This is a genomic window from Vibrio halioticoli NBRC 102217 (genome assembly GCF_000496695.1).
Taxonomy (GTDB): Bacteria; Pseudomonadota; Gammaproteobacteria; order Enterobacterales; family Vibrionaceae; genus Vibrio; species Vibrio halioticoli.
Map to the genome: position 1 here is coordinate 18,417 of NZ_BAUJ01000004.1, position 14,356 is coordinate 32,772.

General features: G+C 43.7%; 14 protein-coding genes. 8 read left to right on the forward strand and 6 right to left on the reverse strand.

Features of this window, described 5'->3' with window-relative positions:
• Positions 1–12 precede the first annotated feature (12 nt).
• Complete coding sequence (locus VHA01S_RS01770; protein WP_023402633.1) at positions 13–1,044, reverse strand: acyltransferase; 1,032 nt, start codon at positions 1,042–1,044, stop codon at positions 13–15.
• A 186-nt stretch (positions 1,045–1,230) separates the two neighbouring features.
• Entirely contained in the window at positions 1,231–2,964 is a 1,734-nt protein-coding gene (gene argS / locus VHA01S_RS01775) for an arginine--tRNA ligase (protein ID WP_023402634.1), read from the reverse strand.
• A 206-nt stretch (positions 2,965–3,170) separates the two neighbouring features.
• Here argS and VHA01S_RS01780 point away from each other — a divergent pair, with 206 nt between their 5' ends.
• The gene (locus VHA01S_RS01780) at positions 3,171–3,746 is read left to right on the forward strand and encodes a VOC family protein (RefSeq protein WP_023402635.1); all 576 of its coding nucleotides are present in this window, start codon (positions 3,171–3,173) and stop codon (positions 3,744–3,746) included.
• Between the two features lie 83 nt (positions 3,747–3,829).
• On the opposite strand, the gene purU is transcribed toward VHA01S_RS01780, so the two are convergent.
• On the reverse strand, positions 3,830–4,663 hold the full coding sequence (gene purU / locus VHA01S_RS01785; protein ID WP_023402636.1) for a formyltetrahydrofolate deformylase: 834 nt from the start codon (positions 4,661–4,663) through the stop codon (positions 3,830–3,832).
• Positions 4,664–4,840: 177 nt separating this feature from the next.
• On the opposite strand from purU, the gene yoaA reads away from it, so the two are divergent.
• The 6 genes from yoaA (at position 4,841) to rnd (ending at position 12,036) form a co-directional block, all read left to right on the forward strand.
• A complete protein-coding gene (gene yoaA / locus VHA01S_RS01790; protein ID WP_023402637.1) occupies positions 4,841–6,778 on the forward strand; it encodes a DNA repair helicase YoaA in 1,938 nt (645 codons plus the stop codon).
• 27 nt (positions 6,779–6,805) lie between these two features.
• On the forward strand, positions 6,806–7,522 hold the full coding sequence (gene tsaB / locus VHA01S_RS01795; RefSeq protein ID WP_023402638.1) for a tRNA (adenosine(37)-N6)-threonylcarbamoyltransferase complex dimerization subunit type 1 TsaB: 717 nt from the start codon (positions 6,806–6,808) through the stop codon (positions 7,520–7,522).
• A gap of 37 nt (positions 7,523–7,559) precedes the next feature.
• Positions 7,560–8,111 carry a Slp family lipoprotein gene (locus tag VHA01S_RS01800; RefSeq protein WP_023402639.1) on the forward strand — a complete coding sequence of 184 codons (552 nt, stop codon included), beginning with the start codon at positions 7,560–7,562 and terminating at the stop codon, positions 8,109–8,111.
• Positions 8,033–8,959, forward strand: a complete 927-nt coding sequence (locus tag VHA01S_RS01805; RefSeq protein WP_084309025.1) for an alpha/beta hydrolase — start codon at positions 8,033–8,035, stop codon at positions 8,957–8,959. Before VHA01S_RS01800 ends, VHA01S_RS01805 begins: the two co-directional genes overlap by 79 nt.
• Before the next feature lie 131 nt (positions 8,960–9,090).
• Entirely contained in the window at positions 9,091–10,773 is a 1,683-nt protein-coding gene (fadD, locus tag VHA01S_RS01810; RefSeq protein ID WP_023402641.1) for a long-chain-fatty-acid--CoA ligase FadD, read from the forward strand.
• Between the two features lie 144 nt (positions 10,774–10,917).
• A complete protein-coding gene (rnd, locus tag VHA01S_RS01815) occupies positions 10,918–12,036 on the forward strand; it encodes a ribonuclease D (RefSeq protein WP_039969969.1) in 1,119 nt (372 codons plus the stop codon).
• A gap of 90 nt (positions 12,037–12,126) precedes the next feature.
• Here the strand turns inward: rnd and minE are convergent, their stop codons facing one another.
• The 3 genes from minE to minC are packed head-to-tail and all read right to left on the reverse strand — an operon-like array spanning position 12,127 to position 13,887.
• On the reverse strand, positions 12,127–12,387 hold the full coding sequence (gene minE, locus VHA01S_RS01820; RefSeq protein WP_021715003.1) for a cell division topological specificity factor MinE: 261 nt from the start codon (positions 12,385–12,387) through the stop codon (positions 12,127–12,129).
• Between the two features lie 7 nt (positions 12,388–12,394).
• Positions 12,395–13,207: a septum site-determining protein MinD gene (minD, locus tag VHA01S_RS01825; protein ID WP_023402643.1), complete on the reverse strand. Its 813-nt coding sequence runs from the start codon at positions 13,205–13,207 to the stop codon at positions 12,395–12,397.
• Positions 13,208–13,224: 17 nt separating this feature from the next.
• Positions 13,225–13,887 (reverse strand): septum site-determining protein MinC, encoded by a 663-nt coding sequence (gene minC / locus VHA01S_RS01830; protein ID WP_023402644.1) that lies wholly within the window; start codon positions 13,885–13,887, stop codon positions 13,225–13,227.
• Between the two features lie 178 nt (positions 13,888–14,065).
• On the opposite strand from minC, the gene VHA01S_RS01835 reads away from it, so the two are divergent.
• The gene (locus tag VHA01S_RS01835) at positions 14,066–14,353 is read left to right on the forward strand and encodes a YcgL domain-containing protein (protein WP_023402645.1); all 288 of its coding nucleotides are present in this window, start codon (positions 14,066–14,068) and stop codon (positions 14,351–14,353) included.
• Positions 14,354–14,356: the final 3 nt, after the last annotated feature.

Sequence of the window (14,356 nt, forward strand, 5' to 3'; positions counted from 1 at the left end):
CAGGTGCAAATTTCAAGACCTGACCCCGCAAGTGCGGTGGGTGAGGTGCATGGTTAGGTAAGAGAGGCTGACGCTTGTTAGTGTGACGAGCGGGATATAAATTGCCACGTCTATGTATGCCAATAGCCAATTATCAAACATTGACGTTATAGATTTGATAAATAAAGGGTGTATTAGGTAGACCCCAAAACTATACGTTGCCAATTGTGCTAGTTTTAAATCTCTATTGAGATGCTGTTTTATTAAGAAAAATAGCGCAATTGAAGCAATAACAACGTTGATGCTCAAGTAAGAATAAAAATACAAATGGGTAATGAAATAGCTACCTAAGACCGTGATTAGCACACTAGTAATCAGGGCGATGGTTGCCCATTTCGAATTCAGCTTTATCTCATATCTCCCAATATAGCCTCCTAGACAGAAATAACCGATGTAGTTTAAAAACTCATGCGTAAATAAGCTAATTTTTGCATTCAAGTTAAAATACAGCAGCACAATGTCGGATACAGCGGATAGCATTGCTAATGCAAAGCAAAGGCTAATGAGGAGCAATAGTTCTTTTTGCGTGATTGAGTTGCTGATGATCCTTAATACAGGGGTGATGAGATATAAGAACGGTATCATGAACAAATACCAAAGATGATAGTAAGGCTCTCCCAATACCCAACCTTTTGCAACCGTAAAATAAGCACTGGATAGGTCGTCGTTTAGAGCGTGTTTTACTATCACCCACAGTGAGTAAAATACAGACCAAAAAATTAAAGGCGTTAAAATTCGTCGACAACGTTTTTTGAAGAAGAGACGGTGACTGTCTGTTTTATTTAATAAAAAATAACCACTGATCATCACAAATAGCGGGATACACCACAGGCTGATAGAGATGTAAATATTACCTGCCCACCAACTGGCGCTGCCATAGAGTGGGTTATGAACATCGATGTCACTGACAAACTCGGAAGCGACATGCAATAACACCACGGCAATGACACTTAAAGCGCGTAAGTTATCGGCCCATAGTAGGCGTGAGTGATGGGTTTTGTTCACTATTTTTATCTCGAAGTCATTTCGCTCAATCTAACATTATTTTGCGAAAATTCGCTCGTTCAGCGAACGCTAATGCGTCATAGCACATAAAAAAAGGGTCTGAATGTTATATTCAGACCCTTTACTATTATTGCTATAGCTCACCAAACGTTAGCTCACCAAACATTGGCAAGCACAGCTTGCTAATTACATACGCTCTAGAGTTTGGATACCCAGTAGAGATAGACCCTGTTTGATGGTCTTCGCTGTTAGAGCAGCAAGTTGTAGACGGCTCTGTTTAACCGCTTCGTTTTTTGCTACTAAGATAGGGCATGCTTCGTAGAAGCCAGAGAATTGACCTGCTAGTTCAAATAGGTAACTACACATGATGTGCGGTTGACCTTCACGAGCGACAGATTGTACCGCTTCTTCAAACTGTAGCAGTTTAGCGATAAGCGCTTTTTCTTTTTCATCAGTAACGATGATATCGCCTTGCAAGTCATCCATAGACACGCCCGCTTTAGCGAAGATAGAGGCAACACGAGTATAAGCATATTGCATGTAAGGCGCAGTATTGCCTTCAAATGCTAGCATGTTGTCCCAATCGAACACGTAATCTGTCGTGCGGTGTTTAGATAGATCAGCGTATTTCACAGCTGCCATTGCCACTGTGGTTGCGATGGATTTTTTCTCATCTTCCGCAAGGGTTGGGTTTTTAGACTCAATCAGTTTTTGTGCACGCTCTTCCGCTTCATCTAGAAGATCGACAAGGCGAACCGTACCGCCAGCACGGGTCTTAAATGGACGACCGTCTTTGCCTAGCATCATGCCAAATGCGTGGTGCTCTAGAGACACTTCTTCTGGCACATAACCTGCTTTACGCACGATAGTCCATGCTTGCATTAAATGCTGATGTTGACGTGAATCGATGAAGTAAAGTACGCGGTCTGCGCCCAGTTCTTCATAACGGTATTTCGCACATGCAATATCGGTGGTGGTGTATAGGAAGCTGCCGTCACGTTTTTGCACGATAACGCCCATTGGGTCGCCATCTTTGTTTTTGAACTCATCAAGGAATACAACTTGAGCGCCATCATCTTCTTGCGCCAAGCCTTTTTCTTTAAGGTCTGCTACAACGTTCGCCAACATGTGGTTGTATTGGCTTTCGCCCATCACATCGTCACGAGTTAGTGATACGTTTAGACGGTCGTAGTTAAGCTGGTTTTGTTGCATGGTGATGTCAACTAGCTTTCTCCACATGTCTACGCAGAATTTGTCGCCGCTTTGCAGCTTAACGACGTAGTTACGTGCTTTAACTGCAAACTCTTCGTCTTCGTCATACAGTTTTTTAGATTCGCGGTAGAAGCCTTCCAGATCAGACAGTTTCATTGAAACTTCGCCTTCTTGCTCTTGAACGCGTTCAAGGTTAGCAATTAGCATGCCGAACTGAGTACCCCAGTCACCGATGTGGTTAGCACGGATAACTTTATGGCCTAAGAACTCTAAAGTACGCACTACCGCATCACCAATGATGGTTGAGCGAAGGTGACCTACGTGCATTTCTTTCGCCACGTTAGGTGCTGAGTAATCTGCAACGATAGTTGTTGGCGCGTCAGTCGACACACCAAGGCGAGAGTCAGCCAGTGCCGCTTTGGCTGATTTGGCTAGGAAATCTTCGCTAAGGAAGATGTTGATAAAGCCAGGGCCGGCAATTTCAGTTTTGCTAGCAATACCGTCAAGGTCTAGGTGCTCAAGCACTTTTTGAGCAAATTCTCGTGGGTTTGTACCTAGTCGTTTTGCTACGCCCATTACGCCGTTAGCTTGGTAGTCACCAAACTGAGCTTTTGCAGATTGACGCACTGCTGCCGGGCTACCCGCTGGGGCGCCTGCCGCTTCTAGTGCTTGAGATACTTTGTCGTTAATAAGTGCTTGAATATTCACACGCAATTCCTTCAATTCAAGGAGTGTCAAGAAAGCTAATAAAGTGCTTTCGTGCCGTAGTTCACAAAAATGTAGGTAATAATAACAAGTTAATGCCCAATCTAAAAGCGCTCCAATGAGTGCAATCTCGAATAAATCTATAGTAAAACTCTGTGTTGCAGGTAAACTTTTGCAAAAGTGCTAAAAAATAAAGAAAAGGCTAAAAAATGACACCTTTAGTGGCAGCCGGTCTGCACCCACAACAGATGCTAGAACGAGTCGAAGCGTTTGCGCAAAAGATAGCAGCATTAGGGCAAGAGATTGGCTTAGATCTGACTCAATTTCAGGCCGATCATATTGCGCTACGCATTAATGATGCGCAGTTAGCCAAATTGGCACATCAAGCGTGGCTAGAGCAGGGACAGACACTGTCAGAAGCGCAGATTAATGGCAGACCAATAGTGGTGATTGCTTTTAATACGCCCATTCAGGTAGGCGCTTGGTCTATTGAGTGTTTGGAGCTTCCATATCCTGCGGCGGGCAAAATCTATCCGGCTCAAGATTGGGAACATATTGAATTTGTGGTGCCGTCAGATAAAGAACACGCCAGTGACTATTTAGCTGATTTGCAGCAGCGCTTTACTCGCTTTTTACCTAATGATGATGTGAAAATGAAATTATCGAGCCCGAAAGGCGACGGTGAGCGGTTATCTAATCCAACGGTGGCGTTTAAAAAAGACGGAATTTGCATCAAGTTGCACCCGCATTCTTTAAAGCAAATTGTTGAATCAGAACAAGGATAAGCAACTGCGAGTTATAGCGCAGTTGCTTACAGTCTATTGTTTATAGGGCGTCACTATTACGTGGCGTCTATAAAATAGCGTTCTTATAAAATCACCGTTTTATTGCCGTACACAAATACGTGGTCATTCACCACTTTATTGAGCGCTTTACTCAATACGTTTTTCTCAACATCACGACCGGCTTGCGCCATATCTTGTGCACTAAAGTTGTGATCCACCGGAATCACATCTTGTTTGATGATTGGGCCTTCATCTAAATCATTTGTCACAAAGTGCGCAGTGGCGCCGATGATTTTCACGCCGCGCTCATACGCTTGCAGATAAGGTTTTGCACCAATAAATGCTGGCAAGAAACTGTGGTGAATATTGATAATGCGATTTTGATAATGCTCAACGAAGCTCGGAGTTAAAATGCGCATGTATTTTGCTAGCACGATGTAATCGGCGTCAAAATCATCAATGGCTTCTTGAACTTTCAGCTCGTGTCCTTCGCGCGACAAGCCTTCATGGCTGACGTGACGAAATGGAATATCAAATTTTTCGACCAAGGGCTGCAAAATATCGTAGTTGCTGACCACTGCCGTAATGTCGACATTCAAACTGCCATCGAACGTCTTCATCAAAATATCACCCAAGCAGTGAGATTCTTTGGTCACTAATACAACAACTTTCTTTTTACTCGAATCAACCAGAGTCTTCTCTGCATTATTTGGCAGTGCAAAGTCGAGATCTTCTTTAAATACCGCATCGTTAAAGTTACCTTCAAGCTCGGTACGCATAAAAAAATGCCCGCTGGTATTATCAACAAATTCATTGTTGTGAATAATGTTCAGTTGATGTTTGTAACAGATATTGGTGATCTTTGCGATCAAGCCAGGCTCGTCTGAGCAATGCGTTAATAGGGTTTTTCTTTCCATGATAACTCTTTGATAACAGGTTGATAATGATTGATGATTTTTTCATCCTCTTCCTTGACAGTATCGAATTATCGTCTAGCTTGCAAATTGAACCGCTTATGCTGTCGGGTATCGCGCCTGCCTCCAAAAGCTGACATAATTATTTTTTGATGCACAAAACGGATCTAAAGGCTTTTTTTGAATATCAGCACGGTTTTTTCTCGCGATGGCGCTCTTGGTAAAGCAATCTCTGGTTTTCAGCCTAGGGATGAGCAAACGCGCATGGCGCAAAGTGTCGTGCAAGCCATCAAAGAGCAAAGTCAGCTGGTGGTGGAAGCGGGCACAGGTACGGGTAAAACCTTTGCTTACTTAGCGCCTGCGCTATTAAGTGGTAAAAAAACCATAGTCTCAACCGGTTCAAAAAACCTGCAAGAACAGTTGTATCACCGTGACCTGCCGCTAATGAAAGACGCACTGGGGTTTACGGGCCGCATTGCATTGCTAAAGGGGCGCTCCAATTACCTGTGTTTAGACAGATTAAGTCGTCAGTTGGTGGAAAGTCATAGCCATGACTCGGACCCGCAACTGTTGAGTCAGCTAGTTAAAGTGCGCTCTTGGTCGTCTTCGACACAAAGTGGCGATCTGGGTGAGTGTGAAGACTTGGCCGAAGACAGTAAGGTGATCCCAGATATCACCTCGACCAATGAAAACTGTTTAGGTAAAGACTGCCCAAGTTTTAACGAATGTTTTGTGTTTAAAGCCCGCGCCAAAGCCTTAGAGGCAGACTTAGTAGTGGTTAACCACCACCTATTTTTAGCGGATATGGCGGTTAAAGAAACCGGTTTTGGTGAATTATTGCCAGAGGCAGAAGTGTTTATTTTCGATGAAGCGCATCAAATTCCAGATATTGCCAGCCAATACTTTGGGCAGTCGATGAGCTCCAAGCAAATTGCCGATTTAGCTAAAGACATTGAAATTGGCTATCGCACCGAAGCCAAAGACATGCGTCAATTGCAAAAAGTGGCGGATAAATTAATCAGCTCAGCTTCTGAAATGCGCCTAGCATTAGGTGAACCGGGCTTTCGCGGCAATTGGCGTGACGCATTAAAAAATCCTAAAGTACAACGCGAAATCGAGCGTTTGCAAGATGCATTGTCCTTATGCCGAGAAGTATTGAAAGTGGCCTTGGGGCGAAGTCAGTTGCTCGACACTGCTTTTGATCGCACCACCCAGATCCAAAACAGGCTGACGCGAGTCTGTGATATCTCAATCATGGGTTATTCGTATTGGTTTGAGTGTACCCCTCGTCATTTTTCCCTCAACATCACTCCGTTATCGGTGGCGAACAAATTTCAAGAGCAAGTGGACAATCATGGCGGCACTTGGATATTTACCTCAGCAACTCTTTCGGTGTCGGGAGATTTTCATTATTTCACCTCTCGCTTAGGATTAAATACTGAGCACAGTTTAGCGCTAAATAGCCCTTTTGATTATCAGTCTCAAGCCAGATTATGCGTGCCACGATACTTACCTGAACCCAATAGCCCGCAAATGGCGCAGAAACTGGTGTCGATGTTAACGCCAGTGATTGAGGCAAACAAAGGTCGCTGTTTTTGCCTGTGTACCTCGCATGCGATGATGAAAGATCTCACTGAGCGCTTTCGTCAGCGCTTAGAGTTTCCAGTATTGATGCAAGGGGAAAGCAGTAAACAGGCACTGCTAAAAGAGTTTACTGAATTAGGCGATGCACTGCTGGTGGCAACGGGCGCATTTTGGGAAGGGATAGATGTTAGAGGTGATGCGTTAAGCTGTGTTATTATTGACAAATTACCCTTTACCGCTCCAGATGATCCATTATTAAAAGCGCGCATTGAAGATTGTAAGCTCAATGGCGGTGAACCCTTTTTTGATGTTCAACTTCCTGATGCGGTGATCGCCTTAAAACAGGGAGTGGGGCGTCTAATTCGAGATAAAAGTGACAAAGGTGCGTTGATTATCTGTGATAATCGTTTAGTCACTCGTGATTACGGCAAAATGTTTTTATCCAGTTTGCCGCCGATACCGCGCACGCGCAGTCTGTCAAATACGATACATTTTTTGCAGTCACGGAACGATGAAAGCGTTTCAGACTCATAATAAGCACAACGAATAACTGAGAAATAGATGAAAGCAAAAATTCTAGCACTAGATACTTCCACTGAATTTTGTTCAGCCGCTCTTATGATTGACGGCGAAGTATTGTTTAGCGGTGAAGTGGCTCCTAGAGAGCACACCACCAAGATCTTACCTATGGTTGATAAATTATTGGTGGATGCTGGCGTTAAATTGACGGATTTAGATGCGTTAGCATTTGGTCGCGGTCCGGGCAGCTTTACTGGGGTAAGAATTGGCATTGGTATCGCACAAGGGCTAGCGTTTGGCGCAGACTTACCTATGTTAGGTGTGTCTACCCTACAAGCTATGGCGCAAGGCGCGTATCGTGTACAAGGCGCCACTCATGTTGCTGCGGCAATTGATGCACGTATGAGTGAAGTGTACTGGGCGCGATACAGTCGTTTGGCGTCAGGCAAATGGCAAACTCAAGATGCTGAGTGTGTGGTGCCGCCACAACAACTTGCCGAGCAAGAACTTGAAAATAGCCAAGTTGAAAACAGCCAGATTTGGGCGCAAGTTGGTACAGGTTGGGATGCGTATGCTGATGAATTTAAAGCACTTAAATTGCAACGTAGCCAAACAGGCGTGCTTTATCCTGAATCACAAGATATTGTCGTACTTGCACAGCATGAACTTGAAGCCGGTCATCAAATGAGCGCAGAGCAAGCTTCTCCTGTGTATTTACGTGACAAGGTAGCTTGGAAAAAATTACCGGGTCGTGAGTAATTAGTAAAAAATGAATGGGTAAATACATGGAGGTATTATGGTTAGGATTTTAGGGATATTGATTTTGAGTGCGGTGATGGCTGGGTGCAGTTCTTTACCAGAACCTTTAGTGTCATCAAATAAGGCAGTTATTACCGATTACGATACTTGGCTTAATGATGAACAAGGTGATGCTGCTGAGATTCGTCTTGGCGGTGTGATTGCTAAGGTGACTAATTTAGAACAAAAAACGCGTTTAGAATTGGTCAATTTACCGATAGGTAAGAACGGCAAGCCTGACATTAACGTAGAGCCAAAAGGTCGATTTGTGGCTTACATTGATGGCTTTATCGACCCTACCACCTTTTCCGAAGGGCGCTTGGTGACTGTATTAGGTCAATCTGATGGCATCGAGCAAGGAAAAGTAGGCGAGTTTGATTATCGTTTTCCGGTGTTGAGTGCCAGCGGTTACCATTTGTGGCAAGTTCGCGAAAAAGTCATTGTGTATGATCAGCCATTAACTGGCTTCCCATGTCGTTCATTGCACTGTCGTCAATCTCGTTATGGCTATGGTCACAGCACTGGACAAGTTATTCAGAGCGTAGAGTAGTGCTAACAGAGCAAACCTTTCAGGTTCGACATTATGCGTTATCTGCATTGTGCTTCGAACCTGAGCAATTCACAAGATGCATTGTATTTTTGCATGGTTGGTTAGATAATGCCGCGTCCTTTCTCCCTCTGATAGAGGAGATGCAAAAGCAAAACTCTGCTATGAAGCTAGTGGCTTTGGATCTTCCCGGTCACGGTTTAAGCTCTCATGCTAGAGATGGCTTTTATCCCTTTCATGATTATATCGATACACTTAATCAAGTCATTATTCAGCTTAAACAGCAGTGCGCATGCCCTGTGGTATTAGTTGGACATTCCCTTGGCGCTTTGATTGCCAGTTGCTATAGCGCGGCATTTCCTGAGCACATTGATTATCTTGTACAAATAGAAGGTTACGGGCCTATTTCTGAGCCGGAACCCAATGCATTGCAGCGACTGAGAAAAGGCGTGCTTAGCCGTCAGCGTGTGATGCAAAAAACTGAGCGCTATTTTAATAGCCAGACTCAGATGAAAGAATTGCGTGCTATGCGCTACGGTTTGACGGTTTCACAAGTAGCAGCGCTGGTGGAACGAGACAGTCAACGTAATGATAAAGGGTGGCAATGGCGGCACGACAAAAAACTCAAAGCAAATTCGCTGTATCGTATGTCACCTAACCATGCTCAGCAGGTGATAGAGGCTTTACCTAGCTCCAACTTACTAGTGTTAGGAGATAAAGGTTTTAAGCATTTGGATGTAAATTGCGCATCAAACACAAAAATCATACAGGTTGCAGGGGGGCATCATTGTCATTTTACCTCGCCACAACCTATCGCTCTCGCAATCTTCGAGTTAATTTTGCCGTTATAGTGAGCTTTTGTGACTCAAGTTTGAGTGAATATCAAAATTCCTACTATCTTGTAATGGAATCGCAATAAAACAAATAAATTCAACCTGATAGTCGTATATAATGCGCTACTATTTTTTTCAGGAGTATTAACGTGAATAAACCTTGGCTCTCTCGATATCCTTCTGACGTTCCAGAGACGATCGACCCAGATTCTTATTCTTCTTTGATTGAGATGTTTGAAAGCAGTGTGCATAAATTTGCCGACCAACCCGCCTTCATCAATATGGGTTCGGTAATGACCTACCGTAAGCTCGAAGAAAGAAGTCGTGCATTTGCAGCTTACCTACAAAATGAATTAAAGCTGAAAAAAGGTGACCGAGTTGCCTTAATGATGCCAAACCTGCTGCAATACCCAATTGCTTTGTTTGGTGTATTGCGCGCAGGCTGTATTGCCGTAAACGTAAACCCGTTATACACCCCGCGTGAGCTTGAGCATCAACTCAATGATGCCCAAGTTGAAACCATTGTTATTGTGTCTAATTTTGCCAACACACTAGAGCAAATTGTTGATAACACATCGGTGAAAAACGTGGTTCTGACTAGCCTAGGACAAATGCTTCCTAGAGCAAAAGGCACCGTAGTCGACTTTGTGGTTAAATACGTAAAAGGCATGGTGCCTAAGTACGATTTGCCGGGCGCAATGTCATTTAGAAAAGCGTTATATAAAGGTCGTCGCCTACAGTATGTGAAACCATTTTTAAGCGGTGAAGATATTGCCTTTTTACAATACACCGGTGGCACTACAGGTGTAGCAAAAGGCGCGGTACTGACTCATCGCAATATGGTCGCCAATGTACTGCAAGCAAAAGGTGCGTACTTAGGTAAACTTGAAGTCGGTAAAGAATTAGTGGTTACCGCATTGCCGCTTTACCACATTTTTGCGCTGACAGTGAACGGTTTACTATTCTTAGAGTTGGGTGCTAACAACCTTCTTATTACTAACCCTCGCGATATTCCAACTTTTGTTAAAGAACTGAAAAAAGTCCCGTTTACCGCCATTACTGGGGTAAATACCTTATTTAATGCTTTGGTCAATAACGAAGATTTCCATGAGCTAGACTTTAGTCATATGCATTTAGCTGTGGGTGGCGGTATGGCCGTGCAAAAAGCGGTAGCGGAAAAATGGAAAAAGACCACTGGTGTCTTTTTGCTAGAAGGGTACGGTTTGACTGAGTGTTCACCATTGGTTTCTGGCTGTCCACACGACATGTCAGATTACAATGGCTCGATTGGTTTGCCTGTGCCTTCTACCGAAGTGCGTATTGTGAATGATGACGGTGAAGTACTGCCGAATACCGAAGTAGGTGAGCTGCAAGTTCGTGGTCCTCAAGTTATGCAAGGTTACTGGCAGCGCCCAGAAGCCACTCGCGAAGTGATTTCACAAGATGGTTGGTTATCGACAGGCGACGTGGTTAAGTTTGATGAAGAGGGCTTCTTACACATTGTCGATCGTAAGAAAGATATGATTCTGGTTTCAGGGTTTAATGTCTATCCAAACGAAATTGAAGATGTGGTTGCCTTGCACGGAAAAGTGTTAGAAGTGGCTGCCATTGGTGAGGCGCATGAAGTGTCAGGAGAAGTGGTTAAGATCTGCGTAGTGAAACGCGACCCTTCTTTAACCAAAGATGAGCTAATTAGCCATTGCCGTTTGCATCTAACTGGTTATAAGATACCTAAGATTGTTACCTTTATGGAAGATCTACCGAAAACAAACGTTGGTAAGATCTTGCGTCGCGAATTACGCACCGAGGTAACGGCAGAAAAATCGGCATAGCTGAACTCGCTTAGTTATAACCAGTAAAGTTATAACGAGTAAAGTTATAGTCTTAGCAAACCGATACGGAACGTAAGCCCTCACTAAGCAAGCGCAGTCGGCGCATGCGATGTGGGGGCGTTTTAATTAGGGTATAAGAGCATTTTGAATTATCAAATAGTGACAGACACTCAAACTCTGGCACAAGCGTGCAACCAAGCACGACAGAAAGCAGCCGTTATGTTGGATACAGAATTTGTTCGTACCCGCACCTTTTTTCCACAGCTTGGCTTGGTGCAAATGTATGATGGCGAACTTCTTAGCCTAGTTGATACCTCTGTTATTGACGATATCACGCCAATGGTGGAGTTACTTGAAGACCCAGACTTACTCAAAGTTCTGCATGCTTGTGGTGAAGATATTGAAGTATTCCAGCATCACTTCCACACCATACCAACGCCAATGGTTGATACTCAGGTAATGGCTGCGTTTTTAGGGCACGGGCTTTCTACAGGCTTTGCCAGCCTAGTGAATGAGTATTTGTCCGTCGAGTTGGATAAGAGTGAAGCGCGCACTGATTGGCTAGCAAGACCGTTGACCGCAAAGCAATTAGATTACGCCGCAGCCGATGTATTCTATCTGCAACCTTTATTTGACAAACTGCAAGCGTCATTGCAAGAGTCGGGATATTGGGACAATGCACTGCAAGAGTCTGAATTGCAGGTATCAAAACGCATTCGTCATCATGAGCCAGAAAAAGCATATTTAGATATTAAAGGCGCATGGCAGTTGTCACCAAAACAACTGAGTGTACTTAAGCCATTGGCAACTTGGCGTTATGAAACGGCACTGCGTAAAGATTTAGCACTTAACTTTGTGTTTAAAGAAGCTGACTTACTCACCGTCGCTCGCTTTAATCTAACCTCTAGTCGCGATATGGAGCGTGAGCAGTGCGACGTACGTTCAGTGCGCCGTTATAGCGCTGTGATAGCCAATATTGTGCGTAAAGCACAATCGACGCCAGAGTCAGAATGGCCACAAAAGGTGGACCGCTTAGTGGATTTACCCACGTATAAGCAAACATTTAAAGTGCTCAAAGATGAAGTGAATAAGGTGGTGAAACAATCACATCTTGCTCCGGAGTTTTTAGCCTCGAAGAAACAAGTGAATCAGTTAATTTCTTGGGTGTGGCGAAAAGATCAGGCGGTGGAATATACCCCTGATTTAATGCAAGGTTGGCGCAAGCCGTTACTGGGCGACAAATTGCTAGAAAAGCTAAAATAAGAAGCCAAATTAGCAGTAAAAATTTAAGACAAAAAAGAGGCGATGAATATTCATCGCCTTTCTCTTTATTATGCTGGTGGTTTGTCTACGCTATTCTTCTTCAGGAAGTTTAACGTTGAGCTCTAGCACGGAAATATCGTCGTCCTTTTGTTCAAAAGAGACGTTCACCATATCCGGTTCTACTTCCACATACTTACTGATCACCCGCAGAATATCTGCTTTAAGCTCTGGCAAGTAAGAGGGCGCCGGGTCGTCATGACTGCGGCGCTCAGCAACGATGATTTGTAAACGTTCTTTAGCAACGTTGGCCGTCGATTTTTTCTTAGGACGGAAAAATTCTAACAGAGACATAGATCAATTAACCCCCAAATAGACGCTTAAAGATACCTTTCTTCGGTTCGGTTAGGAATCGAAACTCAACTTCTTCACCAAGTAGACGTTGCACTGTGTCGTGGTAAGCCATACCTGCATCAGATTGATCGTCAAATATTACCGGAATACCTTTGTTAGAGGCGTTAAGCACTGCTTGGCTTTCTGGGATAACACCCAGTAGGTTGATGTGTAGGATTTCTTCTACATCTTCAACACTTAGCATTTCACCTTGTGTTACGCGAGCAGGGTGATAGCGAGTCAACAATAGGTGAGTTTTTACAGGTTCAAGATCTTGCTCAGCGCGGCGAGACTTAGAATCAAGAATCCCTAAAATGCGGTCTGAATCGCGAACAGAGGAGACTTCAGGGTTAGTGGTCACAACGGCTTCATCTGCAAAGTAAAGTGCCATTAGCGCGCCTTGCTCGATGCCTGCTGGCGAATCACAGATAACGAAGTCAAATTCCATTTCATCTAGCTCGTTAAGTACTCGTTGCACGCCTTCTTTTGAAAGGGCATCTTTGTCACGAGTTTGCGACGCAGGAAGAATAAATAGGTTTTCTGTACGCTTGTCTTTAATCAGTGCTTGATTAAGCGTTGCTTCTCCATTGATAACGTTAACGAAATCATAAACAACTCGACGCTCACAACCCATAATAAGGTCTAAGTTTCTCAGGCCTATATCAAAATCAATAACGGCGGTCTTCTTGCCTAGCAAGGCAAGACCCGATGCAATAGCAGCACTAGAGGTGGTTTTCCCTACGCCGCCTTTTCCTGAAGTGACAACAATGATACGTGCCATACTTTATCCTTTATCCTTTATTTAATGTTGAGAAAGTCACAGTGCAGAGTTTGATCCGTCAAACTTAAGATCACTTGCTCTCCCCAGTAGTGAGATTCGATTTGCTCGCTAAGCCAATAGTTTCCTGCGATAGAAACTAGTTCTGCTTGCATGTTATGGCAAATTATTGATGCGTCTTGCCCACTTGCTCCTGCTAGAGCGCGTCCGCGCAATGTACCATAAATATGAATGTTGCCATCAGCGATAACCTCTGCGCCAGCACTGACGTGATTGAGGATAATAAGATCGCTGTCTTTTGCGTAAATTTGTTGCCCAGATCGCACTGGATTACGCACTACTTTACTTGGTGTTATTTCAACAGGTGCTTTATCGGGACGATTGGTACCTGTCATAACAGCAAGCCCTGCTTCCCTGGCGCATTTTTCTAAATGCTTATCGGAACATTCAGTCACGCCAACGGGCACCATACCAATATTAATAATACCTTGTTTTAGCTGTACCAGATCTAACTCAGAACTGGCTTGCGATAAATTAATGACTAGTGGAGCCGATTTAAAAAAAGCTGGAGCTTTGGCTACTTTCTCATCCAAGTAACAAATTGCTGAAGCAGTGCTGTGTTCATACATATGAAGCACCGTAAGTGGAAAACTGGTTCCCTTTAAGTCTGGAGTTTGAGACATCGAAGCTAGCCTTGGCATATAATCAAACAATTACTTGTCATGTTATCCATCGAAGCGACACTCGACAAGTAAACTTGTTGTCAAATATTAGTTTTAGACTCAAAATCGACTTAAGTCTTTAAAAACTCCATTTTAACGACTTAAGATTAGATATGAACCCAATAGATCAAGGCCATGTATGATTTGCGCAATTTATAAAAGTACCAAAAAGCAAGGTATGTATCTTTACATTACCAAAAAAGATGACTTCTCTTCTGTCCCAGATCAATTGATGGAAATGTTTGGCAAACCCACTATGGTGATGGTGATTAACTTAGCAAAACGCGATCTTGCGACTGTAGATGTGGCGAAAGTTAAAGCGTCACTAATTGAAGATGGTTACTTCTTGCAATTGCCACCTCCAGTAGAAAACGAACTGGAAAATTACAAGCTACGTAAAAAACAGCAAGGTGACAACGCTGAATAGAGA